This window comes from Aliivibrio wodanis (assembly GCF_052920805.1).
In genome coordinates, this window is record NZ_JBREXA010000002.1 from 289,970 (window position 1) to 315,594 (window position 25,625).

Genomic DNA, 25,625 nt, shown 5'->3' on the forward strand with positions numbered 1-25,625 from the left:
GCTTTGTTACAAAAAGATCAATGAGTTATTTGAAAAAGAGAACAAGAACACACGGTTAAATTAGAGTTATTTAGTTCATTAAGATGGGTTGCTATAATAAGGCACACTTTGTTGAATGGAATAAGCTCATGAGTAGTGACGTTAATTTATCGTATGAATTTGAACAGCTGCAACAAGCCTATCAAGCCTCACCTTATCCTTCAAAAGAGGCGAGACTGTCGTTATTGAACAGGCTAAAAACGGCACTTTTAGCTGAAAAAGACGCTTTGGTGTCTGCATTAGAAAAGGATTATGGTTTTCGAAGTCATTTTGATTCCACTATTTGTGACTTGATGCCTTCTATTCAACACATCAATTATACGCTTAAGCGATTACCTAAATGGCTTAAAGTAAAAAAGCGTCATGCGGGCTTACTGCTTTCTCCCTCTAAGGTTTCTGTTTGTTATCAACCGCTAGGCGTGGTTGGTGTGATTGTTCCGTGGAACTTTCCGATATATTTAAGTATTGCTCCAATTGTGACTGCAATTGCTGCGGGAAACCGTGTCATGGTGAAGTTGAGTGAATACACCCCTGAAACAAATCAAATACTTTGTCGTGTATTTTCGGAGCTCTCTGAGCACGTTTGCATTATAGAAGGGGAAAGCGACATTGCCGCTGAATTTTCACAATTGCCTTTTAATCATCTGCTGTTTACGGGCTCTACTCAGGTTGGGAAATTAGTTGCTAGCGCCGCGGCTAAAAATCTTACGCCAATTACACTTGAATTGGGTGGTAAATCGCCCGTGATAGTTGCTGAAGATGCAGAGTTAATCTCAGCGGTTGATGCCATTATGCTTGGGAAATCAATGAATGCAGGGCAAATATGTGTGGCGCCTGATTATGTGTTTGTTCCAAAAGATAAGGTGGATAAATTTATCTCGCTTTATACTCGCCGGTTTTTACAGGCTTTTCCTGAGAAAAAAGGGCGACGAGAGTACAGTCATATTATTAACCAAACTCAATACGATCGTTTAATGGCTTATCTTGATGATGCCCAAGAGAAGGGAGCAAGTATCACCGTGATTGGGGATATGGAGAACCAACAAGGACGCTCGTTTCTACCCCATTTGATTACAAACGTAACTGAAGACATGCGGGTTATGCAGGAAGAAATCTTTGGTCCGATTTTGCCTATTATTGGTTATGACGATATAGAAGAAGCCTTGAGTTATATTCAGGCTCGTCGACGACCATTAGCGCTTTATATTATGTCATTAGATAAAAAATTAGTTAAAGATATTAGCCAGAGAACACACAGTGGTGGATTGGCAATTAATGACACCATTATGCATGTAGCAGCCGATGATGCGCCTTTTGGGGGGATCGGAGATTCAGGCATGGGGAGCTATCATGGTATTGAGGGCTTTCGAACGTTCTCTCATGCTAAAACAATATTAAACACACCAAATTGGTTACCAAGAGCAAGATTGCTGCTAAAACACAAAAAATGGATGCTAAAAATCCTAAGTCGTAAGTTTATGAGCTAATCATTACTAATAAGCTCTGTTTATATGTGATTGTTGGGGCTTAGCGGTTGGCAAAAGAGGGGAACAGTCGTATGATTTGTTTCCCTTTTTTAATGTGAATTGCTCTTTATGTCTCAGCATCAACCAGTCCAAGGCGCTTCTTGGATGTTAACCGCAGGCCTTGCCTTTGCGATTGTTAACAGTATTGCTCAATACGTCAGTATGAATTTTGGTCTTCCTTCAACGATGGTTGCTTTAGTTCAATATGGGATTGCGTTGATCGTCATCTTGCCTTATTTACGCACATTAGGGCTGCGTAATTCTCTTCGAACGGAACATTTTGGTATGCATGCGTTGCGTGTATTCTTATCCGTAATTGGTATCCAACTTTGGTTGTGGGCGCTGGCATATCCAGTACCAATTTGGCAAGGTATTGCACTGTTAATGACTTCTCCTTTATTCGCGACTATTGGCTCTGGTTTATTCTTAAAAGAGAAAGTGGGCGCGGCTCGTTGGTGTGCAACATTAGCTGGTTTTGCCGGGGCGATGATCATTCTTGAACCATGGGCAGATAGCTTTACATGGGCAACCTTATTGCCAGTTGGCGCGGCGTTCTTTTGGGCGTGTTATTCGTTAATGGTTAAGAAGATGTCGGCAAATGATTCACCATCAACCATGGTGGTTTATCTTCTGGTTCTTATCACTCCATTTAATATCTTACTGGCGTTACCAGATTGGCAGACACCAAGCGGCATGAATGTGTGGCTATTGCTATTTGGTGCTGGTGTTATGACAGCATTAGCGCAATGGGCGATTGTAAAAGCCTATGCAGTCGCTGATGCCTCGTTTGTGCAACCGTTTGATCATGCTAAGTTACCATTGAATGTATTAGCCGGCTGGGTAGTATTTGGTTGGGCACCACCAGGACGCTTATGGTTAGGTGCTGCAATAATCATTGCTTCTGTTGCCTTCATAACTCAATGGGAGCGTAGAAAGAAATAATCACGACTATATGATTTATTGTTTCAATAAAACCGATGCATTAATGGCATCGGTTTTTTATTAGGTCAGGTTATTATTTCGTGAAAAACATGTCTTTAGCGTAGATATTTCCTTTGGGATTATTATTTGGAAATCCCTTTAACGTTGAGCGAACTAAGCGAGTATGGTTATAGTAATAAAGAGGGATCATTGGCGATGCATCGTTTAGAATCTCTTCTGCCTGTTGATAAATAGTGTAGCGTTGTGATTCATCTTCAGTATTTCCTGCACTTTTCATTAATTGGTCAAATTTAGAATTACAAAAACCACTTTCATTCGCTGTATGCTCACAAGTGAAAGCCTCTAAAATTGAAGATGGTTCAGCATAGTCACCAAATGCCCATGAGCGAGCTAATTGATAATCGCCTAGATTTTTGGCTGATACGTAAGACTTCCACTCCATATTTTCAAGTGTCACTTTTACGCCTAACGGTTTCCACATTGATGCGATAGCAATAGCAATCTTCTTATGATTGTCACTGGTGTTATATGTCAGCGTGAATGTTAGTGGATTATCTTCATTATAACCCGCTTCGTTTAATAAACGCTTTGCCGTGTTTATTCTTTTTTTCATCGACTCATTGTTAAAGCTGAGTTTGCTCGAACGATAATTAGGAATCGTGGTAGGAACGGCAGAGTAAGCTGCAGGTTCACCTTGGCCCGTAATTTTCTCAACTAAAATATCTCGATCAATCGCCATGCTTAGTGCACGTCTTACTTTTTTATTATCAAATGGTGCTACTTTAGTATTGAAAGAATAAATATAAGAGCCTAACAATGCCTGAGCTTTTATTTGTTCAGGTGATTCTTGTTTTAATTTTTGATAATACTCAAGTTGAACACGGTTAGTCATATCAATTTCACCCGCTTGAAAACGAGTGTATTCAGCTTGCTGAGAAGATAGCCCTAGGTAGGTAACTTTTTCAATCACTGTTTTTTTATTATTCCAATAACTAGGATTTCTTACGACATCAACTAATTCATTTGGTACCCATTTTTTTAAAACATAAGCACCATTAGTGACTATGTTTTCAGGTCGAGTCCAGTTATCTTTATGTTTTTCAATTATTTTTTGAGGTAATGGATAAAAATTCTTTAGTCCCATTAAACTTAAGAAATAAGGGGTCGACTTTGATAGGTTGATTTCAAGTGTCTTATCATTTAATGCCTTAATCCCTAAACTAGATGGCTCTAGTGTTCCTTTTTGAATCGCATCTGCATTTAAAATATTGGCGGTAACAAAATAGTGACCAGTATTATTCCCTGTTTTAGGGTTAATGCCTCTTTGCCAAGCATACACAAAATCTGAAGCGAGTAGAGGTGAGCCGTTTGACCAAGTTAATCCTTCTCTCAACGCAAAGGTAATTGTTTTACCTCCATTGCTGAACGTCCAGTTAATTGCTTGACCTGGTACCAGTTCCCCTTCGCCATTCTCAATGAGCAATCCTTCGAACATGTCGTTCGCAATAATATCACCAGGCATACCTGAGTTAACAAAGCTTGGGTCAAGAGTATTAGGCTCTGCTCCATTACCACGGACTAAATGTTGTTCTTTAGCAAGCTTAAGATCGGGAGAAACAACGGCAGAGAATGCTGTTGTTGAAGAAAGCGATAGAGCGGTAGAGATAAGAATGGATAGGGTTGATGTACGCATTGCAATTCCTTTTACAATTTTAACAAAACTGCATACATTAAAATATAGATTTACTTAAAACGCAAGGTACAAAAAAGCCAGTGAATAAATGTTCACTGGCTCTATTATTAATTATTTTTTAATATTAGGTTTACTTCACGGCATCTTCTAGGATTTCACGAGACACCTCAAGGGTAATCGCTTGATGTTCGCCTAAAGCAACCATCCCATGAGCTTCAAGTTGTTTGATGATCGCATCAATTGCTGCTGCTTTATCATCGCCGTGTTCAGTTAGCTCTGTTGGAGAGTTCAGGCTATGGTAGAACGTTTCGATTTCAATGATTGTGCGCTCTGCTAGATCATCAGAAGCGTTTAAACCAAATACATTTTTACCCATTTGTTCTAGTTTAGCGCGTTTTGCTTCGATTTGGTTACGAAGTAAAGATGGCTGAATGATAGATAAAGAACGAGCATGATCAACATGATAAAGCGCTGTCAGTTCGTGGCCAATCATATGTGTAGCCCAATCGTGAGGAACACCAGTACCAATAAGGCCGTTTAAGGCTTGGTTTGCTGTCCACATTAGGTTTGAGCGCCATTCATTATTATCACGGTTCTCGTATTGCTCACCAAGAACTAACAAATTACGAAGTAGAGTTTCTGCGTAACCATCTTGAACCATTGCACCAGCAGGCATCGTTAGGTATTGCTCACAGGTATGAACCCAAGCATCGACTAGGCCATTTGTTAGCTGGCGCTCTGGTAGCGTTTTCATTGAATCAGGATCAAGCACTGCGAATTTTGGTTGTACTGCTGCCGCCATGAAAGGCAGTTTCGTTTGTGTTGATTTTTGAGTAATAACCGCGCCTGAGTTAGACTCAGAGCCTGTCGCTGGTAGTGTTAAAATAGCGCCTAAAGCAACCGCTTCTGTCACCGTGTGCTTACCAATTAAGATATCCCAACCGTTACCATCGTACTTTGTTGCAGCAGCGACGTACTTTGAACCATCAATAACTGAACCGCCACCTACAGCAAGAATGTAATCAACGTTCTCAGCTTTAGCGATAGCTACGGCTTTATCTAAAGTTTCAACCGTTGGGTTTGGCTCTACGCCCGAAAACTCAATCCAAGAATGGTTAGAAAGTGCTGCAACAACTTGGTCATAAACACCGTTTGTTTTAATTGAACCGCCACCATAAATCACTAATACTTTTTGATCTTGTGGAATAGATGTAGCGATTGCTGCAATTTGACCTTGGCCAAAATGGATTTGTGTAGGGTTAACGTAAGAGAATTTCATTGCTGTACCTCATTTCTTCCAAAAGGTGATGCTCTATTTTCTAGAACTTATCATTTCAATAAGTGCATATTAGTATTCAATAGTAACTTTAGGAAGGTGGATTTCTGCTTTTTTATTGCCTATTTCTACAATTATGGGTATTTTGGAAAAAGAAATCGATAGATGTGATCTTGATTGAGATAAAGGAGCGATGATGAAATCTCTTGGTGAATTAATGCAAAGCTATGCGGATCATTATGGTTTTAATGATCTAGAAGGGATCAGAGAAACGGCTATTCCTGGTGTATGGTTTTATCGCAGCAGCAAAGGAAATCAGCGCCAGCCATTTGTTTATCAATCGGGCATTATAGTCATGGGTAAAGGGCATAAACACATACATATTGGTAATCAGCCTGTGCACTATGGGCCTGACGATTATCTAGTTGTCGGTGTGCCGATGCCACTAGAATGTGAAGCCTTTCCTGAAGATGATAGTCCATTACTTGGGTTAACAATTAATGTTGATTCAACCTTACTTCATCGCTTAGTTAATGAGCTTGAGGCGGCTAATTTTCAAGCGCCAGCAAAATCAAATCAAGATGGCTTTGGCCTTACATCAGTAAAAATGGCTGATGATATGTTGGAGAGCTGTAAGCGTTTGATGCAGGCACTACATAGCGATCTCGATACCAAGTTACTCGGTGAATCATTATTAAATGAAATTGTCTATCGAGTACTTACTGGGACTGAAGGCCATGTGTTGTTTAATTTGGCGCACCATGATGGCCAATATGCACGAGTAGCCAAAGCGATGAATAAAATGCACCAATCTTATGCGGATGGATTAACCGTACAAAACTTAGCCGAAGAAGCCAATATGAGCGTGTCAGCGTTTCATTCGGCTTTTCGTAAAGTCACGTTAGAATCTCCACTGCAGTATTTGAAAAAAGTACGTTTGAATAAAGCCAAAGAGTTAATTCAGTTAGAGGGAAGACGAGTAAATGACGCTGCTCATTCTGTGGGTTACACCAGCACATCCCAATTTAGCCGAGAGTTTAAACGCCATTTTAATATGACACCTAAAGGGTGCGTCGCTTAGTTTTAATAAAATAGAGAATTCAAATATGTCAAATGTCGTATTTATAGCAACAAGCCTAGATGGATATATCGCGGATAAAAATGGTGGAATTGATTGGTTACATGCGATCCCTAATCCTGAAGGAAATGACATGGGTTATGCTAAGCATATAGCTAGTATTGATGCGTTAGTGATGGGACGTAATACGTTAGATATGGTATTGAGCTTTGGTATCGATTGGCCTTACTCAAAACCTGTTTTTGTATTGAGCAATACGATGACTTCAGTCCCTGATGGCTATGAAGATAAGGTGTTTCTTATTAATGGCCCACTAAAAGAAGTGCTAGAGAAAATTCATGGGAAAGGGTTTGTGAATTTGTACATTGATGGTGGTGTAACAATTCAGAATTTCTTAAAAGAAGATCTGATTGATGAGATGATTATTACCACGATTCCAGTACTTTTGGGTGGTGGTTCCCCGTTGTTTGGTGATTTAGAAACTTTAATGGATTTTAAATGTATAAAAAGTGAGATGTTTTTGGATTCAATTGTTCAAAATAAATTTGTACGTCAGCGTTCATAGCATTCACTGTTTTTTAATATAAAAAAGCCTGCAAATTCAGCAGGCTCTATTTTTCATTTTATATTCGCGTGATTGGTATTAGAACAATTACTGCTTATAAGTATGTAAGAAGCGCTCTAAACGACCAATTGCCGTTTCTAAATCATCAACACGAGGCAGTGTTACGATGCGGAAATGATCCGGTGTTGGCCAGTTAAAGCCTGTCCCTTGAACTAATAATACTTTTTCTTTAATTAAGAAATCTAGAACAAACTTCTGATCATCTTTAATTTTGTACATCTTAGGATCAAGTTTAGGGAACAAGTACATTGCACCCTTTGGCTTCACACAACTCACCCCTGGGATCTGAGTGATTAAATCATACGCTTTATCACGCTGTTCTAATAAACGACCACCCGGAAGCAGAAGTTCATTAATACTTTGGTAGCCACCTAATGCGGTTTGAATCGCATGTTGCATTGGAACGTTTGCACATAGGCGCATAGAAGCAAGCATATCTAAACCCGCAATATAGCCTTGAGCATGATCTTTTGGACCATTCAAGAACATCCAGCCACCACGAAAACCACAAACACGGTACGCTTTAGACAAGCCATTAAAAGTCACGGTTAAAATATCCGGAGCTAGCGTTGCTAACGTCGTATGAACAGCACCGTCATACAGCACTTTGTCGTAAATCTCATCGGCAAAAATAATCAGATTATTTTGACGCGCAATTTCAACAATTTGTAATAAGAAATCACGGCTATATACCGCACCCGTTGGGTTGTTTGGGTTGATTAGTACAATACCTTTAGTATTCGGTGTGATCTTCTTTTTGATATCGTCAAGATCTGGGTACCAATCAGCGCCTTCATCACATAAGTAATGAACTGGCTTACCACCAGACAGTGCCACTGATGCCGTCCATAATGGGTAATCAGGCGCAGGGACTAGCATTTCATCGCCATTATTTAATAGCGCTTGCATTGCCATTACTATCAGCTCAGATGCACCGTTACCGATGTAAACATCTTCCACATCTAAATCTAATAGACCGCGACGTTGATAATGCTGAACAACCGCTTTACGAGCAGAGTAGATGCCTTTTGAATCACAGTAACCTTGCGATGTTGGTAGGTTTTTAATCACATCAACTAGGATTTCATCAGGGGCGTCAAAGCCAAATGGGGCGGGATTCCCAATATTTAGTTTAAGAATTTTGTGGCCTTCTTCTTCCATTCTTTTAGCATGTTTAAGAACTGGACCACGGATGTCGTAGCATACACTGCTAAGTTTTGATGACATTCCAATATTTTGCATGGTGAAACCCTGATGAAAAAATACGTTATAGACTCAAATTACACTATTTCTAGGGGACTGAGAAACAATTTTTAGAAAATAATCACGCAAAATTCGCATCAGCAATATTTCCTACTGAGAAAGAAGCTTTTACCATTTCTTTTAAAAATGAACAGTATTGGCTGATATATGTGCAATAAAGGAAAATTTACATTGTTTTAGATTTACATAAATAAGCAAAATTTGATAAGAGTTTTATTTTTTAGACATACAATTGATGTGAATTATTTTTTATTTTCAATCATTTTGCTAGAATCACTAGTTCATACAAGGAATAGCAAGCAATTCTGCTTGTGCAATACGGTTGCCAAGATGGCTGAAAACGATCAAGAGAGGTTAATTTGTCCACTTTTCAAAATGCCATTGAATCGATTCGTCATCAAATTACGCAGGCAACGTCACCCCATACCATCAGTCTTGAGTTAGATTGGTCTATTGGTGAACAACTGATTGACTGGCTAGAAGCTCAACCTGTGTATCCTAAATTCTATTGGCAATCTCGTGATGGCCAAGAAGAAGTTGCGGTTGTTGGCCAAGTGAAGACTTTTACTGACCCTAGTGCAGCACAAAAAAAGTGTTAGCGCCACAACAGCGTATCTGGGGGGGCCGCTCTTTTGATGGCCGTACCGAACGTAATCGACGTTGTATGTCATCTTTTTTCTTTTTGCCACAAGTTGAAATTAGCCGTTTAGCGTCATCTTGGCAGATCATGGTGAATTTATCGGAAGATAATTCACGTCTGCTATCGACACTCGATAAACTGGTAGAGCATTTTTCACCATTATCTGAATTACACTGTAAAGTTACTCAGCGTATTAATACTCCAGAAAAAGCCGATTGGACTAATATGGTCAATAAAGCGTTGAAAGCAATTTCAAATAAACAGTTTGAGAAAGTGGTTCTTGCGCGTAAAACCACATTAACATTAGACCAAACCTTATCGTCTGCCCAATTTTTAAAAGCGAGTCGTAAAGCTAACAGCCATAGCTTTCATTTTATGATGGCGTTAGATAGCGAGCACTGTTTTATTGGCTCTACACCAGAACGTTTATATGTACGTAATGGCTACGCCTTAAAAACAGAAGCACTGGCAGGAACGATTGGTCGTGGGCATGATGAAGAAGAAGACAATCAATTAGCATCATGGCTAATCTCTGACAAGAAAAACCAATATGAAAACCGCCTTGTAGTGGATGATATTATTAATAGATTGTCTAAATTTAGTCTATCAATGAAGGTTGCAGAAAAATCTGAATTGGTGAAGTTACGTAAAGTTCAGCACCTAAAACGCCCAATATCTGCTGAGATCAACTCAGATTGCAGTGATTCACAATTATTAGATAACTTACAGCCAACCGCTGCTATTGCTGGCCTACCTCGTATGTCGGCTTTAGATTTTATCATTGATAATGAACCGTTTGCCCGTGGTTGGTACAGTGGTGCGGTAGGTTTTTTAAGCCAACAGCGCAGCGAATTTTGTGTTGCGATTCGCAGTGCATTAGTTATGGGTAATAAATTGCATTTATTTGCAGGGGCTGGGATTGTTCCTGGCTCAGAACCAAGTAGTGAATGGGAAGAGTTAGATAAAAAAACCTCAACCCTATGCACCTTATTAGAATCTGATACAGCCTTAAATGCAGAGATCAAGGAGTCGCAAGTCGCATGATGCAACCAGATCTGCAAGTAATGCTAAATCAAGTTTGGGCTGAGTTGATTATTGAAGAGTTAGTTCGACATGGAGTAAAACATGTTTGTATTGCTCCGGGATCACGCTCAACACCGTTAACACTTGCTGCCTCAGAGCATCAAGTGTTAACTATTCATACTCATTTTGATGAGCGAGGGTTGGGTTTTCTTGCTCTTGGTATTGCTAAAGCATCAAGTGAATCAGTGGCGATTATTGTGACATCTGGAACCGCGGTAGCTAACTTATTGCCAGCGGTTGCTGAATCAGGATTAACCAAAGAGAAGCTTATATTACTGACGGCAGATCGTCCTGTTGAGTTGATTAACTGTGGTGCAAATCAAGCGATTAATCAGCAAGGTATATTCTCATCTCATGTTTGTCATTCGCTACAACTGCCATCGCCAAGCATTAATATTCCAGCCCAGTGGTTATTAAGTCGATTAGATCAAGCCTGCTTTGCTCAGCAAGAGCAGGGTGGTGCTATTCATATAAACTGTCCTTTTCCTGAACCATTTTATGGTAAGAAAGATAATGATCTTGTGCGAGATTATCTTATTCCAATTCAAGAGTGGAAAGTGGCATCCTCAGCCTATATTCAGCAGCCTAAATACTCTTCAGTGGTAACGGTATCTCCTCAATGGATGAAAACGACGCAGAAGAAGGGCATTGTGATTATCGGTAAAGTCACATTAGAAGAGGCACAAGCAGCGGCTAAATTAGCGCAAGAGTTAGGATGGCCAGTATTGGCAGATCCACAGTCGGGTTATTACTCTGAGTGGGCGCATTACGATTTATGGCTACAAAATACAGCCTGTCTAGAATTACTTTCTGATGTTGAATGCGTATTCCAGTTTGGTGCTCGCTTAGTGTCTAAACGTTTAAGTGCATGGCTAGATAAATATCAGCAAGATTACTACTTAATTGATCCGCACTTTGAACTACTCGATGCCAGTTGTCATTCTCATGTTCGCTACCGTGTTGACATTACTGCGTGGTGTCAGACTCATACCGATAGTTTAACCGAACGAGATTGTTTTTTTGACCATGCTCCTTCTGTATTATGGAGTGAGTCGCTAAAAGTAGCTTCACATAATGCACTGGCTTTAGCTCGTTCAATGGCATGCCACAGTGAAACATTGTCAGAATTAAGCTTTGCTCTCACCATAGGTCAGAAGGGTGAACCTTGTGATTGGTTTATTGGCAACAGCTTAATTGTTCGTTTGTTAGATATGGTTGGAGAGTTAAACCAACAGTATACCTATACCAATCGTGGCGCTTCAGGTATTGATGGATTAATCGCAACTGCGGTGGGTGTTCAACGAGCAAATCAAAATCCACTATTGGCTTTAGTCGGCGATACGTCTCTGCTTTATGATCTAAATTCACTGGCATTATTAAAGCAAGCAACACAGCCTGTTGTCATCGTAGTTATGAATAATGACGGCGGTGGTATTTTTGATTTATTGCCTGTCGATGAGAAGAAAAAAGACGACTTTTATCGAATGCCTCATCAACTTGAGTTTAGTCATGCTGCTGCGATGTTTGGGTTGAATTACCATAAACCAGAAACCTTGACTTGTGCGATGTCCATAATAAATGAGGGACTCAATGAGGGGTTTCATTTAGTTGAAATCAATACCCCATCAGGTCAAGTAGGCGAAGAGCTGACGCGTTTATTCCAAACTATTCAACATGCCACTTTATTTTAAATTAAATATACCCAAAGAAAATACGACGCAACCTTGCGTTGTATTTTTGCATGGGTTATTAGGGTCAATTCAAGATTGGGAGCACATAGCCTCCGCTATTTCTCAGTCATATCCTGTGTTATTGATTGATTTACCTGGGCATGGACGAAGCCAATCGACAGTGTTGGATGAATCGTTAGGGTTTGAACAAACATGCCAGCTTATTGTTGAATCACTACAGCAAACACCCTATCAATCGTTTGTTTTTGTGGGGTACTCTTTAGGTGGGCGAGTGGCAATGTATTTAAGTTCGTACTTTGCATTACCACCATTAATGTCTATTTGTGGTTTATGTATTGAAGGTGGCAACTTTGGCTTGCGTTCAAAACACGACAAGCAAACTCGATTTAACAATGATGTTCAGTGGGCTGAACGATTTGAGCAACAACCTATTGCTGATGTTTTAGACATTTGGTATCAGCAAAAGGTATTTTCTTCACTAAACCCTGAGCAAAGACAAGTTTTAGTAGCTAAAAGAAGTGATAATCTTGGTCACTCAATTGGAATGATGTTGAGATCTACATCACTGGCTAAGCAACCATATTTGCTTGAAGCCTTACATCGTAGCACCATTCCCATGCTTTATATTTGCGGCGAAGCAGATAATAAATTTCAACACTTGGCTGAGCAAAGTCAATTAACGTATCAAATCATTGCTCAGGCAGGGCATAACGCTCATGTGGAACAGCCAGAACGCTTTACACATGTACTTAATACATTCTTACAACAATGGAAATAAACCCATGGCGAGAACTGTTGGCATTTCAGAACAAGAACTTTACGCTCCAGTAGATTGGACAGATTGCACAGCTCAATACGAAGATATTCAATATCATAAATCCGCTGATGGCATTGCGAAAATCACTATCGCACGCCCACAAGTACGCAACGCTTTCCGTCCTGGTACGGTTAAAGAGATGATCGATGCGCTAGCGGATGCACGCTACGATGAAAAAGTTGGTGTTATCGTCCTAACGGGTTTAGGTGAAGATGCGTTCTGTTCTGGTGGTGACCAAAAAATCCGTGGCGATTACGGCGGTTACCGTGATGACAGTGGCACACACCACTTAAACGTATTGGATTTCCAACGTCAAATTCGTACGTGTCCAAAACCAGTTATTGCTGCTGTTGCAGGCTATGCTGTTGGTGGTGGTCATGTTCTTCATATGATGTGTGATTTAACTATCGCAGCAGAGAATGCGCAATTTGGTCAAACAGGCCCTAAAGTGGGTTCTTTTGATGGCGGTTGGGGTGCTTCTTACATGGCCCGTATCGTTGGTCAGAAAAAAGCGCGTGAAATTTGGTTCTTATGTCGTTTCTATGATGCACAAGAAGCATTGGACATGGGCCTAGTAAACACGGTTGTACCTGTTGCTGATTTAGAAAAAGAAACGGTTCGCTGGTGTCGTGAAACACTGCAACACAGCCCTATGGCATTACGTTGCCTTAAAGCGGCATTAAATGCGGACTGTGATGGTCAAGCAGGCCTTCAAGAGTTAGCGGGTAACGCAACCATGATGTTCTACATGACTGAAGAAGGTCAAGAAGGCCGTAACGCATTTAATGAAAAGCGCCGTCCTGATTTCGATAAATTCCCTCGTAATCCATAAGCCGACTATCACTGATTTAGTGCAAGTATTTAGAGGCTCTTTATGAGTCTCTTTTTTCTTTTTATTGGTTGGAGTAACAAATGAAAACAGCCAAGATATATCAATATCAACTCCCTATGGATAGTGGAGTGATTCTTCGTGAGCAGCGTCTTCAACAGCGAGATGGATTGATCATTGAATTAAGTGATGGATCGCGTATTGGTAAAGGTGAAATTGCGCCTTTGCCTGAATTTAGTAAAGAAACACTAGAGCAAGCACGTGAAGATCTTATTTCATTAACTCAGTTATGGTTAAGCGGTGAAGAAGTAGATCTAGATTCACATTGTCCATCAGTAGCGTTTGGTTTTAGTATGGCTTTGTTAGAACTTGAAGGAAGTTTACCACAACAAGGTAACTATCAAGTTGCACCGTTATGCTCAGGCGATCCTGATGACTTAGTGGTGAAACTCAATGAGATGAATGGCAAAAAGATCGCCAAAATTAAAGTAGGGCTCTATGAACCAATTCGTGATGGAATGGTGGTTAATATGTTTTTAGAGCTTATTCCTGATCTTTCTTTACGTCTTGATGCTAATCGTAATTGGACACCAAAAAAAGCCGAACAATTTGCTAATTACGTCAATCCACAGTTTCGCTCTCGTATCGAGTTTTTAGAAGAGCCTTGTCATACACCAGAAGAGAGCTTGGCATTCTCAGAGGCAACAGGTATTGCCATTGCTTGGGATGAAACCGTGCGTGATGACGGCTTTGAAGTGAAAATTCAACAAGGTGTTAAAGCGATTGTGATTAAGCCAACACTGGTTGGATCTGTTGCTAAATGTATTGAACTTATCGAGAGTGCAGAGCAGTTAGGTATGCAAGCTGTGATCAGTTCAAGTATAGAATCCAGTTTAGCATTAACACAGCTTGCTCGATTAGCTGAATGGAAAACTCCAAAGTCGATCCCAGGTTTGGATACAATTGATCTTTTTAAATTGCAATTAGACACAGCATGGCCTAATTGTAAGTTACCGATGAATTTATTATCAGAGCTAGACGTTGTATGGGAAAACTGATCTCACCACACTTTACTACCTGGCCTTGGGCTAAATGGGGCGAAGAGCGTGAACTTGAAATTGCGCTTCGTGATGGCTCTAATGTATGGACTTGGTCTGAAGTTCTAATACAGATTAATCAATACGCTAACGGTTTATTGCAGCAAGGCGTTAAGCGTGATGATGTGGTTGTCGGCATAGCTAAAAGTGGTATTGAGCTAGTCTGGTTGCAATTAGCTTCCATTCGAATTGGTGCACGTTTTTGTGCTATCAACCCTAAGACTCCTAGTCGTCAACTTCATCAATTAGTAACCAATATCTCTGCTAAGCATATTTGGTTTGGTGAAGGACAAGAGACCATCTCAGGAACTTGGCATCATTTACAGTTAATTAACGCAGAATACAGTGTGTTAGCAGCAACATGGCAGCCAAGTCGATTAGCTACGCTAACATTTACCTCAGGTTCTACTGGGTTACCAAAAGCTGTTGCCCATAGTGCTAGTAACCATTTGCACTCTGCTGCCGGCCTGTTAAGTTGGGTCGAGTTTGATAGTTGTGACTCGTGGTTATTGTCACTACCTTTATTTCACGTCTCTGGTTTGGCGATTGTATGGCGTTGGCTGCTCTCTGGAGCAACGCTGGTTATGCCAACAGAAGAAGGGTTACTGAATGATCTTTGTGAAGTGACTCATGCCTCATTAGTTCCAACACAACTTCAACGTATTTTAAGGAGTGAAGATCTTCCTCGGCTTGCTTTAAAGCGAGTTTTACTTGGTGGTGCATTTATTTCAACAGAGCTAACCAATGAAGCTCAAGAAAAAGGCATAGAGTGCTGGGTTGGTTATGGAATGACAGAAATGTCTTCGACAGTAGCGGCAAAATTGGCTGATGGTAAACCTGGAGTTGGTAATGTTTTACCTTATCGCGAATTACGTATAGAAAATGGCGAAATATTAGTAAGGGGTGAAGCATTAGCGTTAGGCTATTTCCGTTTATCTGGCATTATGAATATTACTAATGAGGAAGGTTGGTTCTCAAGTAAAGATCTTGGTCATGCAGTAGGTGCAGAGCTATATATTCATGGTCGTGTTGATAATATGTTTATTTCTGGGGGAGAAAATATTCATCCAGAAAAAATAGAACAAGCCTTACTTAAGCACACTGCGATTGAGCACGCAATTGTCATTGATGTTGTGGATAGTGAGTTTGGTCAGCGTCCTGTTGCTGTTATTAACACTCAGAGTGAACTTACATTTAAAGAGCTTCAGTTATTTTTACAAGATACGCTGACAAAGTTTGAATGCCCAATTCGTTATGAAATATTACCAGAACACTTATTAGGAACTGGTATTAAAATATCACGACAACAAGTAAGAGAGTGGCTTCACTCATTGACAATTACCGCGTAGTTGAATTACTTTTTCACGCATTATCTTTGATGTCGCAAGATGTGGTGGTACGGGTTCTCCGGCTACCACTTCTATTCTTGACCAGCATCGACTAGGACGTTTTAATATCGCTTTTCCTCCATGACGACTAAAAAAGCTTCCCCATAAACCACGTAATGCCATCGGGATGACCGGAACAGGTGAACGTTTGAGAATTATATCCATCCCTCGTAAAAAAGATCCTATTTCACCATCATGTGTTAATACACCTTCTGGAAAGATCATCACAATCTCCCCATCAGACAAGGCCTTTTCAACATCAAAAAAAGCACGTCTAATTGAACTACTTTTGGTAGCATTAATAGGTATAACTCTAGTTATACGGAAAAAATACTTAATCAGGGGGAGTTCTGCGTATTCTTCTTCCATCACAAAGCGAATAGGGCGAGGGCATGCGCCACTAAGAATAAATGCATCCATATAAGTTATATGGTTACAGACTAATAACGCGCCGCCTTCTTCAGGAAGGTGCTGCAGCTCTTTATGTTTTACTCGATATAAAGTATGAGTAATGATCCAAAGTAAAAAACGGATCACATGCACAGGAACTTTATTGAATAAGAAGAGTGCAACCAGGCTATTTACAATGGAAAGTAGAGCAAAAAACTGTGGGATAGAGAGCTCGATTATCGATAAACAGACGATGCCTAATACTGCACTAGTTACCATAAATAATGCGTTGTAAATATTATTAGCAGCAATGATTTGAGAGCGGTGTTCTGGTTTTGGTCGTTGTTGAATTAAGGTATATAAAGGAACGATATAGAGACCGCCACTGATACCTAAGAAAAACAAATTAATAAAAACAGGTAATAACTCAGGGCTCAGAAGAATGTTCATAAACCCTGTAATATCAACAGGGTTATTCGGTGTTGAGAAGTATAGGTTGATACCGAATATAGTAAGCCCTAAACATCCTAATGGAATTATACCTAGCTCAACTCGATGTTTAGATAAAACATCACACGCAAGAGAGCCAATAGCAATACCAATCGAGAATAGAGCCAACAATACAGTAACGGTAATTGCATTATCATTTAGGTGTAAATGAGTATAGTTTGGAAATTGAGTTAAGTAACTCGCGCCTAAAAACCAGAACCAACTGATCCCCATTATGGCTAGAAATACGGTCTTATCTAATTTGGCAATACGGATAGTATGTTTGGTTTGATGGATTGGTTTCCATTTAAATTCTAATTCAGGAGCGATGGCTCTAGCGTAAGGGATTGAACGGCTAGAGAGGTAACCCAAGACGGCAAAAGTAACAACCGCTCCGGCAGCAATATATTTAGCGTGCTCTTGTGAGGCTATTATACCCGCGCTAATCGTCCCTAATAAAATGGCAAGAAATGTCCCTGTTTCAACTAATGCATTACCAGATACCAGTTCTTCTTGTTTTAACTGTTGAGGGAGGAGTGCGTATTTTACTGGGCCAAAGAAAGCAGATTGCGTCCCCATTAAAAATAAAAGAATAAGGAGTAAAGTATAATCTTGAAGGATAAAAGCCACAGCACCAAATAACATAATTGCAATTTCAGCGAGCTTAACTTTTTGGATATAAGCTGATTTTTCGTATTTATCTGCCAATACGCCAGCAGGAGCTGAGAAAAGAAAAAAAGGAAGGATAAAGAGACCAGCAGCAAGGTTAATAAATAAATTAGAAGAGATAGGTAAACTATCAGCACTTGCGAAAGCAACGAAAAGTAACAAGGTATTTTTAAAAATATTGTCGTTAAATGCCCCTAGAGATTGAGTAATAAAATAAGGGAGAAAACGACGCTGAGTTAACAAGTTAGCTTGCTTTGACATATAAAATCCTTTTCACTACAAAGCTAACTTTGCTTCCATTGATTGATATAGTTCGATAATAAGTTAGTAATGAGCTGATGACCATTAATAGGTGATGAGGAGAAAAAAAGATCATCAAGGCTTAACAGAGTTATACCATGTACACTTGCCCAGATGACTCGGCTACTTTGCACTATCTCCGCGTTTTCTTTACTAGGATTAATTGCTTTAAGGATATCTTCGAGAACCGACATCATCTGATTGATCCGATTTTCTTGCCAATCAGGAAGTTCTTCCCCATTCATATTGTGTTGAAATACTAGCTGCCAACGGTTTGGATGTTGCTGAGCAAAATCATAATAGCAATAGGCAATTGTTTGCAATGAGTCCTCTGGAGTTGAACTTTTTTCTAACTCTAGATGAACCTGTTGCATTAATTCATCTAGTGTTTGAGCTATTGCACGTAGCAGCAATAAGTTATAGCTACCAAAGATATTGACTAAGGTACTCGGTACATAGCCAATGCTTTTTGCTAGTTTTCGTAAGCTGAGTTCGTGATGAGTGTGATCATCAAGAAAGATTTTTACATTATCTAAGGCCATATCACGTATTTCTTGGTGAGAATGGTCGTTTCTGCGGGCCATAGTAGCCTTAATTAATAATTATGAACATTGTTCTTAATTCTAAATGTATCTGTTTATTCTTCAAGTTTGAATTGTATCAATTAAGAGGAATTGCACGTTTTACTTATAAAATCGTTCTTGTTTTAACACTCTGAAACATACTGGTGATGATTAATGCTCCCAAAATAGAGTAAGTCAGGCTATTATCACTTCAAATTATTTTAATATAGTAAGGAAGAGATAATGAAACGTCTTTTATCTATTGCTGCCCTAATGTTCGTTTTTGTTCTTTCTGCACCTCATGCAGAAGCAAAGAAATTTGGTGGTGGTAAATCATTTGGCAAAAGCTTTAAAACAGCGCCTGCGCCAAAACAGAAGCAACAAAACACGAATACGATTGGTAAGCAAGACACAGCTAAAGGCGCATCAAGCAAAAAAGGCTTAATGGGCGGATTACTTGGTGGTCTTCTTATGGGTGGTCTTTTAGCATCAATCTTTGCTGGCGGTGGCTTTGAAGGTATCCAGTTTATGGATATTTTAATTATGGCAGGTGTGGCATTTATTCTGTTTAAGCTTTTCCGTATGTTTATGGCATCAAAGGCCAGCAGTATAAATCAGAGGCAAGGGGCTGCATACGCGGGCCCACAAGCATCTCACGACGAGAAACCAAGCTTCCGTGATAACCAGCAATATTTCCAAGCTGACCAAGAGCAACCAAAAACACAAGCTACTGGTGGTTTTGGTGCTACAGCGGCTGATGAAGTACCGCATAATTATCCACCAGGTTTTGATCTGCAATCTTTCATTAATGGTTCTCGCGAGCACTACCGAATTTTGCAAGGTGCATGGAACCATAATCAACTTGAAACTATTCAAGAGTACGTCTCAATTAGCTTATACAATGATTTAGTGAAAGAGCGTGCAAACCTTGAAGGCGAGCAACACACAGACGTAATGTTTGTCGATGCAGAGGTTGTACGTGCTGAACATGATGCAAGCAGTGCTCAACTTAGTTTACAATTCTCTGGTCGTTACCGCGATTCAGTTGAAGGTGTTGAAGAAGAAATTACAGACATCTGGCACTTGGAGCGTGACCTTACGCAGTCAAATGCACCATGGCTAATTATTGGTGATTCAAGCTTAATTGTTTAAATACACAGTAAACTGATTAAAAAATATCCTCATAGAGAGTAATCCTATGGGGATTTTTTATAGGTGTGATCTAGCTCTGTTTTAATCTGTTAAAGACAGTCTATGCTGATTCCAATTAATAAAATAAGAGAGATAAAACTATGCCATTTAATAAAGATATTATCGAAGAAATGAACCTTCTCAAGCAATTCCCACTAGAAAGCACTCAAGCGGGTTTAAAAATTCATTCAGACGCAGCACCCGAAGCAATCGAAGCAATGAAGCGTCTTTTCAGTAAAGGATTGGTTTCACAAGAAGATGGTGGTTATTTAACAAACCACGGTATTGAGATTTCAGAGCAAGTACAGAACGTAGTCCGCGTATTATCGTAATGTAATTCTTCTATAAAATTATAGCGTCATTGACTCAAGTTCAGTGATGGTTTGAATAGCTTGTTCTGGGGTTGACCCACATACGTCAGGGCAAGCTTTAAATTGATGACACACCTTTGGGCGTTCTGCCTTACCAAACAACTTACACAAGTTCTCATCATTTAATTGTACGCAGCGTACCCCAGCAGGTTTCCCATCAGGCATTCCCGGAATAAATGACGTAATACTCGGAGCGATACAGCAAGCACCGCAATATAATCTACACTCCATAACACTATCTCATTGCATCAATTAAAGGATGCGCAAAATACCATTCTTCCCCTTTCAGGTCAAAACTATACCAACCTAGATAAATATTTAATTATTTTTCCTACGCAATTATCTGCTCAACTACTTATCCAGATTGGTATTACTCAGGATTATCTCTTTACTGAATAGCAAACCACTTGCACTTTTAGCTCAAGATGGGTATAAAACCGCCTCTTCCCATAACGAGTGTAAAGCAATGACAGAGCAATTTTGGCAACAAAAAAAATTAGAAGAAATGACAGAGCAAGAGTGGGAATCTCTTTGTGACGGCTGTGGCAAGTGCTGTCTACACAAGTTAATGGATGAAGATACAGATGAGGTTTACTACACTAACGTGGCATGTAGCTGGTTAAATAGTAAAACGTGTTCATGTAAAGATTACGCTAAGCGTTTTACTTCGGGTGAAAATTGTCTAAAACTAAGCCGTGAAAATATTGCAGAGTTTAACTGGCTACCAGTGACTTGTGCATACCGTCTACTGGCGGAAGGTAAAGGCATTCCTGAGTGGCACCCATTGATTACTGGGTCTAAATCAGCAATGCATGCGGCTGGCGAAAGCGTAAGAAACAAGGTTGTTTATGCGATTGACGTGAAAAATTGGGAAGACCATATCACGAATCACCCTCATAGAAACTAATGACCCATAAACCAAAAATACAAAAACCTGATCGTAAAACCGCGATGCTTAACATCATCGAGTTGGTGAAAGCAGACTTTCCATTTGATGCGCCTGAAGCTCAAATATGTGGTGATACCTGTGTTGGTTGCCCACGTAAATTGATTGAATTAGTGGAAGGTGAATTACTGTATTGGGAATCTTACGTTCAACGTGGAGAAACCCCCAATTTCTCTGAGATCGAAAGCTTTGCCAAACTATGCAAAAACGTTCGCCGTGGTTTAGTTAGAAATGGAATCTTAGAGCCGCTACCAAGGTAACTCTATCCCTTCAAAATTTAAAAAATTGCCCGCTATTGTCCATCGATAGCGGGGTAATATCTCCTCATCAATTCTATTTATTAACACTTCACTGTTGTTACACGGAATAGTTGTGTTTCTGACTGTAAACAAATTGTTGTCTATTTTTAGACGTTAGGCCTTGAGGCAATGTACGCATCTTAATACAATTTATATGTACATAATAAAAACACATTATAAAAACCAGTCAGCCAACAATAAGATAATAATTATGAAATTAGAAGCAATTGATTACACTGCTGAGAATGCAGCAGAACTGTTTGTTAAGTCACTGCGTGAGACAGGATTTGGCGTATTAAAAAATCACCCAATTCAACAAGAGCTTGTACAAAGTATCTATGACAATTGGTATGAATTCTTTAATAGTGAAGAGAAAGAAAACTTCCAGTTTAATGTAGAAACGCAAGATGGCTTTTTCCCAGCTTCTGTATCAGAAGTTGCAAAAGGTCATACTAAAAAAGACATTAAAGAATATTTCCACTACTACCCTACAGGCCAGTGTCCTGAGCAGTTAAAAGCACAGATTCAAGAGTATTACGATAACGCGAATACACTTGCTGCTGAGCTATTATCTTGGGTTGAAGCACATTCACCAAAAGAAGTCTCTGAATTGTATTCTCAATCGCTTTCTAGCATGGTTGAAAATAATGATAAGACATTACTTCGTATTCTTCATTACCCACCATTAGAGGGCGATGAGGAGCTTGGTGCTATTCGTGCTGGTGCTCATGAAGATATTAACTTATTAACTGTACTTCCTGCTGCTAATGAGCCAGGTTTACAAGTTAAGAGCAAAGAAGGTGATTGGTTAGATGTGCCTTGCGATTTTGGCAACTTAATTATCAATATTGGTGATATGTTGCAAGAAGCGTCTGGTGGTTATTATCCATCAACAACGCACCGAGTGATTAACCCTGAGGGCTCGGATAAAACGAAATCTCGTATTTCATTACCATTGTTCTTGCATCCAAAACCTGATGTTGTGTTATCAGAGCGCCACACAGCAAACAGTTACCTAATGGAACGTCTACGCGAGTTAGGTGTAATCTAACTTAGTAGAATAGATTTACAAGCGAGTGACTTTGGTTGCTCGCTTTTTTATATTGGTGTGATCAAGATTGAATCTCTATAGTGACTTTGTGCTGAGTACCTCAATTAGATATTTATAGTTTTCTATAATAAAAAGAGTTCAAGATTGGAGAGTTTGGATATGGAATATCGAATTGTAGGAATTACGAGTGATCATGATAATGACATTTGTTATATCATTAAGAATGTTGGTGTTGAGTTTGGAGCTATGGGTGAAGGCTTTGGGCCATCGGATGACGAAGTTCTAGAAATGAGTAAATATTATAACCCTGCATTTAAAAGTAAATATCTTATTTTATTACTTGATGGGAGAGTCGTTGGCGGCTGTGGGCTATCTTCATTTAATGGTAGTGAAACGGTGTGTGAGCTGCGTAAGTTATTTTTATTGCCAGAAGCGAGAGGTCGAGGGTTTGGTAAGACGATTGCTCAGAAAGTATTAAAACACGCAAAAGAGTTTGGTTATACTCAGTGCTATTTAGATACTCTATCAAGTATGAGATCAGCCATTCATCTGTATAAGGACCTTGGTTTTTCTCATTTATCAGAGCCCCTTAATGGAACAATTCATAACGGTTGTGATGTATGGATGCTGAAAGATTTATCATAATATTACTTTAGATGATCTGGCTTTTTGAAGTGCGATAAAGCTTAACGTTGTCTCTTCCTGCCTCTTTTGCTTCATAAAGAGCGATATCAGCAAATTTTAACCATTGATCTTTTGAGGGATTATTTTCAGAGCTACATACACCAATACTGACAGTTATCGGATAGTTTTCAATTATCTGCTCATTTTTGATTTTCAGTCTTAGTTTATCGGCAACACGCAGTGCATTTTCAATATTAGTATTGTGCATTAATAGAACAAACTCCTCACCACCAATCCGAAATACCTTATCCGTCTCACGACTATGGTTTGTAATAATATTAACTAACTCTTTAATAACGTCATCCCCCACATCGTGACCAAATGAATCATTAACAGCTTTAAAATGGTCGATATCAATAAATAGCAGGGCAGAATGTATACTGTCTTCTTTTTGCTGCTTAAGGCAAGTTTTTAAATGAAATGACAGCTCCTTTCTATTATATGCACCAGTCATCGGGTCTCGAATTATTTCATTGAGTAAACGTTTGTTTAATTGATTGATATGCATTAAGACTGAGCCAGATATTATAATGGTCAATAGTAGAGATGTTGAAATTCGGAGAGCTTCATCTAGAGGCATTTCTATAAAGCTAAAGCCACTGATTATCGACCAAACAATTATATTAAATATAAATGCTGATTTAAGAGGTAGCATAAAGAGTAAAGCGATAGAAATAGGGTAGCACCAGTAAATAGTACTTACACCTAAATAATGAACAGTAAAGAAAAGGGATAAAATAAGTAAAATAGCAATGATGTGGGGATGTAGAATGAGTGGGGATTTTTTATAAATGGCCCAAATATGAAAAGTACTTGTAAGAAAGAAAAGAAGTAAAGTTGATGCAAGTAGATGATAACCGAAAAAGTAATTTTTTATTGCAAGAGGTAGCATCATTACGGAAGGGATAATGATGGTGATATATAGTGCCTTTTTATCACCTATATATAGAAATACAGAACCTTTATTTGGTTGAGTAAATATACCTATCAATCTTTTTAGTATATCCATATCTAGCTCTCTATTTACTTAGTGCTAATGAGTACTTGTTTAACTGTTTATTAGGAATGGTATTAATTGAAAGAAATTTTTAATGTTCTAAACGTTGACACTATTATCATTATATCCATATTTTATAAAATAAATTGAGAGGCGGTAGTCATAATTTAAATTGATGTATTTTCGGTTGGTATTTGATTTTTGAATTATTTGATGGTGTTCATTTTTCAGATACAAAAAAGCCCCAGCATTTCTGCTAGGGCTTTGAATGTGGTGGAGGGATAGGGATTTGAACCCTAGAACCGCTATTAACGGTTGCCGGTTTTCAAGACCGGTGCTTTCGACCACTCAGCCATCCCTCCGATGCGGTGAATAATAGGCGTAACCCTTCTTTTTGTAAAGGATTCTTTTGTTTAAAAATACTGTTTGCTCTAAATTCGATCATATCGATGAAAGTTAGAGCAAAATTTAATGTTCTAACAATTTATTTTAGGATAGGGCGGGCATTAATCGCTTGTACTGGACGGTTATTTCCTTGATACAGAGATTTAAACTGAATTAATTGTTCTGCAGAAATCGTGATTGGGTTCTTCATCACGAACCAAGTTACACCTTCTGTACATGGTGGTGTTGTTAGTGAGCCATTAAAACGGTAATAAGCCTGATTGCTAGGAAGCAACCTTGTAAGCATTAGCTTACTATCAAGATTAACATCGCCTGATTTAGGCATTTTATCCCAGACTTTTTCTAATTCTGAGTTCGTATTACCCTCTTTAAGCATTATACCGATAACCGCAAGATTACCTTCTTTATCTGAATGAACCAAGTGCATCTCTAATGGAAAAGAATGGCCAGCGATCAGGTTTTCGCTTGGAGCATGGAAATGAAGTTGTAATAGGTTAAATGTGGTGCCTTCAACCTGAATAGATTGCTTACCATCAAAGTTTACTTGCACGGTATGACCGTTATTAACGATATTCTTACCCGCTTGAGCGTAATTGAATATGATAGGCTCTAAAGTACTCTCAATGGCATTGGTAATATCTATTGGTGATTGGTTTACGCCAGTCTGGCAGGTGCCATGCCAATTAGCAGGAGCGGTTTCTCCAGCATAACTCCATTCTGAAGCTGAAACGAAAGAGCTAGCCGATAGAGTGGTGATAACTGCCAACGTTGAAATAATATTTTTCATGGTTTTTATAGCCTTTTTTCATAAAGTAAGGGATTAGGCTAGTACAGATGTCGCTGAGTTAACAATGCTTTGACTCGAATTCAGCTAGCTACTTCCATTTATATGAAACGGTTTGAAATTTTGTTTTATTTCTAAGGCACTATTGATGGAAATAAGGTCCAATTGGTAAGTTCCAGACTCTATCTGAATGTTGAAAAGTAGTGGAGGGATAGGGTTTGAATTCTAGAGTTAGTCGTTTAATGAAATTTACAGGGATCTCATATTCGACAGATACAAAAAAGCCTCGTCATTTCTGACAAGGCTTCGTTGATGTTGGCGGAGCGGACGGGACTTTCTATCTCACCTTGAGAGCAGCACGTCTCCCGGCGTGTCAGGCCGATAAGCTCTCCAATAGAAAGTCTAACCAACTGAACTACCGCTCCAATTTTTAAAACTCAGACTCTATCTGAATTTTGAAAAGTGGTGGAGAGATAGGGTTTGAATTCTAGAGTTAGTC

At 39.2% G+C, this 25,625-nt stretch carries 23 protein-coding genes, 1 tRNA gene and 1 pseudogene; 16 read left to right on the plus strand and 9 right to left on the minus strand.

The window, feature by feature from the left end; translation table 11 throughout:
* Positions 1-128: 128 nt before the first annotated feature.
* Complete coding sequence (locus ACU5DF_RS09260) at positions 129-1,526, plus strand: coniferyl aldehyde dehydrogenase (protein WP_446712649.1); 1,398 nt, start codon at positions 129-131, stop codon at positions 1,524-1,526.
* A 108-nt stretch (positions 1,527-1,634) separates the two neighbouring features.
* On the plus strand, positions 1,635-2,507 hold the full coding sequence (locus ACU5DF_RS09265; RefSeq protein WP_446712650.1) for a DMT family transporter: 873 nt from the start codon (positions 1,635-1,637) through the stop codon (positions 2,505-2,507).
* A 73-nt stretch (positions 2,508-2,580) separates the two neighbouring features.
* Here ACU5DF_RS09265 and ACU5DF_RS09270 read toward each other — a convergent pair whose 3' ends face one another.
* Complete coding sequence (locus ACU5DF_RS09270; RefSeq protein ID WP_446712651.1) at positions 2,581-4,200, minus strand: peptide ABC transporter substrate-binding protein; 1,620 nt, start codon at positions 4,198-4,200, stop codon at positions 2,581-2,583.
* Between the two features lie 130 nt (positions 4,201-4,330).
* A complete protein-coding gene (locus ACU5DF_RS09275) occupies positions 4,331-5,479 on the minus strand; it encodes an iron-containing alcohol dehydrogenase (RefSeq protein WP_446712652.1) in 1,149 nt (382 codons plus the stop codon).
* A gap of 193 nt (positions 5,480-5,672) precedes the next feature.
* Here ACU5DF_RS09275 and ACU5DF_RS09280 point away from each other — a divergent pair, with 193 nt between their 5' ends.
* Both ACU5DF_RS09280 and ACU5DF_RS09285 read left to right on the plus strand, forming a co-directional pair.
* On the plus strand, positions 5,673-6,557 hold the full coding sequence (locus tag ACU5DF_RS09280) for an AraC family transcriptional regulator (protein WP_446714215.1): 885 nt from the start codon (positions 5,673-5,675) through the stop codon (positions 6,555-6,557).
* 25 nt (positions 6,558-6,582) lie between these two features.
* Positions 6,583-7,119: a dihydrofolate reductase family protein gene (locus tag ACU5DF_RS09285; protein WP_446712653.1), complete on the plus strand. Its 537-nt coding sequence runs from the start codon at positions 6,583-6,585 to the stop codon at positions 7,117-7,119.
* 87 nt (positions 7,120-7,206) lie between these two features.
* Here the strand turns inward: ACU5DF_RS09285 and ACU5DF_RS09290 are convergent, their stop codons facing one another.
* Positions 7,207-8,421, minus strand: a complete 1,215-nt coding sequence (locus tag ACU5DF_RS09290) for a pyridoxal phosphate-dependent aminotransferase (protein ID WP_446712654.1) — start codon at positions 8,419-8,421, stop codon at positions 7,207-7,209.
* 380 nt (positions 8,422-8,801) lie between these two features.
* On the opposite strand from ACU5DF_RS09290, the pseudogene ACU5DF_RS09295 reads away from it, so the two are divergent.
* The 6 genes and pseudogenes from ACU5DF_RS09295 to menE all read left to right on the plus strand — a co-directional run bounded on the left by ACU5DF_RS09295 (position 8,802) and on the right by menE (position 15,948).
* Positions 8,802-10,126: pseudogene (locus tag ACU5DF_RS09295) on the plus strand (isochorismate synthase).
* The gene (menD, locus tag ACU5DF_RS09300) at positions 10,123-11,856 is read left to right on the plus strand and encodes a 2-succinyl-5-enolpyruvyl-6-hydroxy-3-cyclohexene-1-carboxylic-acid synthase (protein ID WP_446712655.1); all 1,734 of its coding nucleotides are present in this window, start codon (positions 10,123-10,125) and stop codon (positions 11,854-11,856) included. The pseudogene ACU5DF_RS09295 and the gene menD overlap by 4 nt, the downstream one beginning before the upstream one ends.
* On the plus strand, positions 11,840-12,634 hold the full coding sequence (gene menH / locus ACU5DF_RS09305; RefSeq protein ID WP_446712656.1) for a 2-succinyl-6-hydroxy-2,4-cyclohexadiene-1-carboxylate synthase: 795 nt from the start codon (positions 11,840-11,842) through the stop codon (positions 12,632-12,634). Before menD ends, menH begins: the two co-directional genes overlap by 17 nt.
* Before the next feature lie 4 nt (positions 12,635-12,638).
* Entirely contained in the window at positions 12,639-13,505 is an 867-nt protein-coding gene (menB, locus tag ACU5DF_RS09310; protein ID WP_446712657.1) for a 1,4-dihydroxy-2-naphthoyl-CoA synthase, read from the plus strand.
* Positions 13,506-13,585: 80 nt separating this feature from the next.
* A complete protein-coding gene (gene menC / locus ACU5DF_RS09315) occupies positions 13,586-14,560 on the plus strand; it encodes an o-succinylbenzoate synthase (RefSeq protein ID WP_446712658.1) in 975 nt (324 codons plus the stop codon).
* Complete coding sequence (gene menE, locus ACU5DF_RS09320) at positions 14,548-15,948, plus strand: o-succinylbenzoate--CoA ligase (RefSeq protein WP_446712659.1); 1,401 nt, start codon at positions 14,548-14,550, stop codon at positions 15,946-15,948. The genes menC and menE overlap by 13 nt, the downstream gene beginning before the upstream one ends.
* Here menE and ACU5DF_RS09325 read toward each other — a convergent pair.
* Entirely contained in the window at positions 15,928-17,796 is a 1,869-nt protein-coding gene (locus ACU5DF_RS09325) for an MFS transporter (protein ID WP_446712660.1), read from the minus strand. The two genes, menE and ACU5DF_RS09325, sit on opposite strands and share 21 nt — an antisense overlap.
* A 23-nt stretch (positions 17,797-17,819) precedes the next feature.
* Positions 17,820-18,419: a TetR/AcrR family transcriptional regulator gene (locus tag ACU5DF_RS09330; protein WP_446712661.1), complete on the minus strand. Its 600-nt coding sequence runs from the start codon at positions 18,417-18,419 to the stop codon at positions 17,820-17,822.
* Between the two features lie 222 nt (positions 18,420-18,641).
* On the opposite strand from ACU5DF_RS09330, the gene ACU5DF_RS09335 reads away from it, so the two are divergent.
* Positions 18,642-19,550, plus strand: coding sequence for a Tim44 domain-containing protein (locus tag ACU5DF_RS09335; RefSeq protein ID WP_446712662.1), 909 nt, complete (start codon positions 18,642-18,644; stop codon positions 19,548-19,550).
* Between the two features lie 140 nt (positions 19,551-19,690).
* A complete protein-coding gene (locus ACU5DF_RS09340; RefSeq protein WP_045102449.1) occupies positions 19,691-19,921 on the plus strand; it encodes a TIGR02647 family protein in 231 nt (76 codons plus the stop codon).
* Between the two features lie 18 nt (positions 19,922-19,939).
* Here ACU5DF_RS09340 and ACU5DF_RS09345 read toward each other — a convergent pair whose 3' ends face one another.
* Positions 19,940-20,191, minus strand: coding sequence for a YkgJ family cysteine cluster protein (locus tag ACU5DF_RS09345; RefSeq protein ID WP_045102448.1), 252 nt, complete (start codon positions 20,189-20,191; stop codon positions 19,940-19,942).
* 235 nt (positions 20,192-20,426) lie between these two features.
* Here ACU5DF_RS09345 and ACU5DF_RS09350 point away from each other — a divergent pair, with 235 nt between their 5' ends.
* The 4 genes from ACU5DF_RS09350 to ACU5DF_RS09365 all read left to right on the plus strand — a co-directional run bounded on the left by ACU5DF_RS09350 (position 20,427) and on the right by ACU5DF_RS09365 (position 22,901).
* Entirely contained in the window at positions 20,427-20,867 is a 441-nt protein-coding gene (locus ACU5DF_RS09350; RefSeq protein ID WP_446704250.1) for a YcgN family cysteine cluster protein, read from the plus strand.
* The gene (locus ACU5DF_RS09355) at positions 20,867-21,166 is read left to right on the plus strand and encodes a hypothetical protein (RefSeq protein WP_446712663.1); all 300 of its coding nucleotides are present in this window, start codon (positions 20,867-20,869) and stop codon (positions 21,164-21,166) included. Before ACU5DF_RS09350 ends, ACU5DF_RS09355 begins: the two co-directional genes overlap by 1 nt.
* 250 nt (positions 21,167-21,416) lie before the next feature.
* The gene (locus ACU5DF_RS09360) at positions 21,417-22,256 is read left to right on the plus strand and encodes an isopenicillin N synthase family dioxygenase (protein ID WP_446712664.1); all 840 of its coding nucleotides are present in this window, start codon (positions 21,417-21,419) and stop codon (positions 22,254-22,256) included.
* Between the two features lie 159 nt (positions 22,257-22,415).
* On the plus strand, positions 22,416-22,901 hold the full coding sequence (locus ACU5DF_RS09365) for a GNAT family N-acetyltransferase (RefSeq protein WP_446712665.1): 486 nt from the start codon (positions 22,416-22,418) through the stop codon (positions 22,899-22,901).
* A 7-nt stretch (positions 22,902-22,908) separates the two neighbouring features.
* Here ACU5DF_RS09365 and ACU5DF_RS09370 read toward each other — a convergent pair whose 3' ends face one another.
* The 3 genes from ACU5DF_RS09370 to ACU5DF_RS09380 all read right to left on the minus strand — a co-directional run bounded on the left by ACU5DF_RS09370 (position 22,909) and on the right by ACU5DF_RS09380 (position 25,129).
* Positions 22,909-23,949, minus strand: coding sequence for a GGDEF domain-containing protein (locus ACU5DF_RS09370; protein ID WP_446712666.1), 1,041 nt, complete (start codon positions 23,947-23,949; stop codon positions 22,909-22,911).
* Between the two features lie 259 nt (positions 23,950-24,208).
* A tRNA-Ser gene (locus ACU5DF_RS09375) sits at positions 24,209-24,299 on the minus strand.
* 122 nt (positions 24,300-24,421) lie between these two features.
* Positions 24,422-25,129 (minus strand): carbonic anhydrase, encoded by a 708-nt coding sequence (locus tag ACU5DF_RS09380; RefSeq protein ID WP_446712667.1) that lies wholly within the window; start codon positions 25,127-25,129, stop codon positions 24,422-24,424.
* Between the last annotated feature and the right edge of the window lie 496 nt (positions 25,130-25,625).

Coding starts and splice junctions, on each gene's coding strand:
- ACU5DF_RS09260 (WP_446712649.1), top strand. CDS start 129: ATGAGTAGTGACGTTAATTTATCGTATGAATTTGAACAGCTGCAACAA.
- ACU5DF_RS09265 (WP_446712650.1), top strand. CDS start 1,635: ATGTCTCAGCATCAACCAGTCCAAGGCGCTTCTTGGATGTTAACCGCA.
- ACU5DF_RS09270 (WP_446712651.1), bottom strand. CDS start 4,200: ATGCGTACATCAACCCTATCCATTCTTATCTCTACCGCTCTATCGCTT.
- ACU5DF_RS09275 (WP_446712652.1), bottom strand. CDS start 5,479: ATGAAATTCTCTTACGTTAACCCTACACAAATCCATTTTGGCCAAGGT.
- ACU5DF_RS09280 (WP_446714215.1), top strand. CDS start 5,673: ATGAAATCTCTTGGTGAATTAATGCAAAGCTATGCGGATCATTATGGT.
- ACU5DF_RS09285 (WP_446712653.1), top strand. CDS start 6,583: ATGTCAAATGTCGTATTTATAGCAACAAGCCTAGATGGATATATCGCG.
- ACU5DF_RS09290 (WP_446712654.1), bottom strand. CDS start 8,421: ATGCAAAATATTGGAATGTCATCAAAACTTAGCAGTGTATGCTACGAC.
- menD (WP_446712655.1), top strand. CDS start 10,123: ATGATGCAACCAGATCTGCAAGTAATGCTAAATCAAGTTTGGGCTGAG.
- menH (WP_446712656.1), top strand. CDS start 11,840: ATGCCACTTTATTTTAAATTAAATATACCCAAAGAAAATACGACGCAA.
- menB (WP_446712657.1), top strand. CDS start 12,639: ATGGCGAGAACTGTTGGCATTTCAGAACAAGAACTTTACGCTCCAGTA.
- menC (WP_446712658.1), top strand. CDS start 13,586: ATGAAAACAGCCAAGATATATCAATATCAACTCCCTATGGATAGTGGA.
- menE (WP_446712659.1), top strand. CDS start 14,548: ATGGGAAAACTGATCTCACCACACTTTACTACCTGGCCTTGGGCTAAA.
- ACU5DF_RS09325 (WP_446712660.1), bottom strand. CDS start 17,796: ATGTCAAAGCAAGCTAACTTGTTAACTCAGCGTCGTTTTCTCCCTTAT.
- ACU5DF_RS09330 (WP_446712661.1), bottom strand. CDS start 18,419: ATGGCCCGCAGAAACGACCATTCTCACCAAGAAATACGTGATATGGCC.
- ACU5DF_RS09335 (WP_446712662.1), top strand. CDS start 18,642: ATGAAACGTCTTTTATCTATTGCTGCCCTAATGTTCGTTTTTGTTCTT.
- ACU5DF_RS09340 (WP_045102449.1), top strand. CDS start 19,691: ATGCCATTTAATAAAGATATTATCGAAGAAATGAACCTTCTCAAGCAA.
- ACU5DF_RS09345 (WP_045102448.1), bottom strand. CDS start 20,191: ATGGAGTGTAGATTATATTGCGGTGCTTGCTGTATCGCTCCGAGTATT.
- ACU5DF_RS09350 (WP_446704250.1), top strand. CDS start 20,427: ATGACAGAGCAATTTTGGCAACAAAAAAAATTAGAAGAAATGACAGAG.
- ACU5DF_RS09355 (WP_446712663.1), top strand. CDS start 20,867: ATGACCCATAAACCAAAAATACAAAAACCTGATCGTAAAACCGCGATG.
- ACU5DF_RS09360 (WP_446712664.1), top strand. CDS start 21,417: ATGAAATTAGAAGCAATTGATTACACTGCTGAGAATGCAGCAGAACTG.
- ACU5DF_RS09365 (WP_446712665.1), top strand. CDS start 22,416: ATGGAATATCGAATTGTAGGAATTACGAGTGATCATGATAATGACATT.
- ACU5DF_RS09370 (WP_446712666.1), bottom strand. CDS start 23,949: ATGGATATACTAAAAAGATTGATAGGTATATTTACTCAACCAAATAAA.
- ACU5DF_RS09380 (WP_446712667.1), bottom strand. CDS start 25,129: ATGAAAAATATTATTTCAACGTTGGCAGTTATCACCACTCTATCGGCT.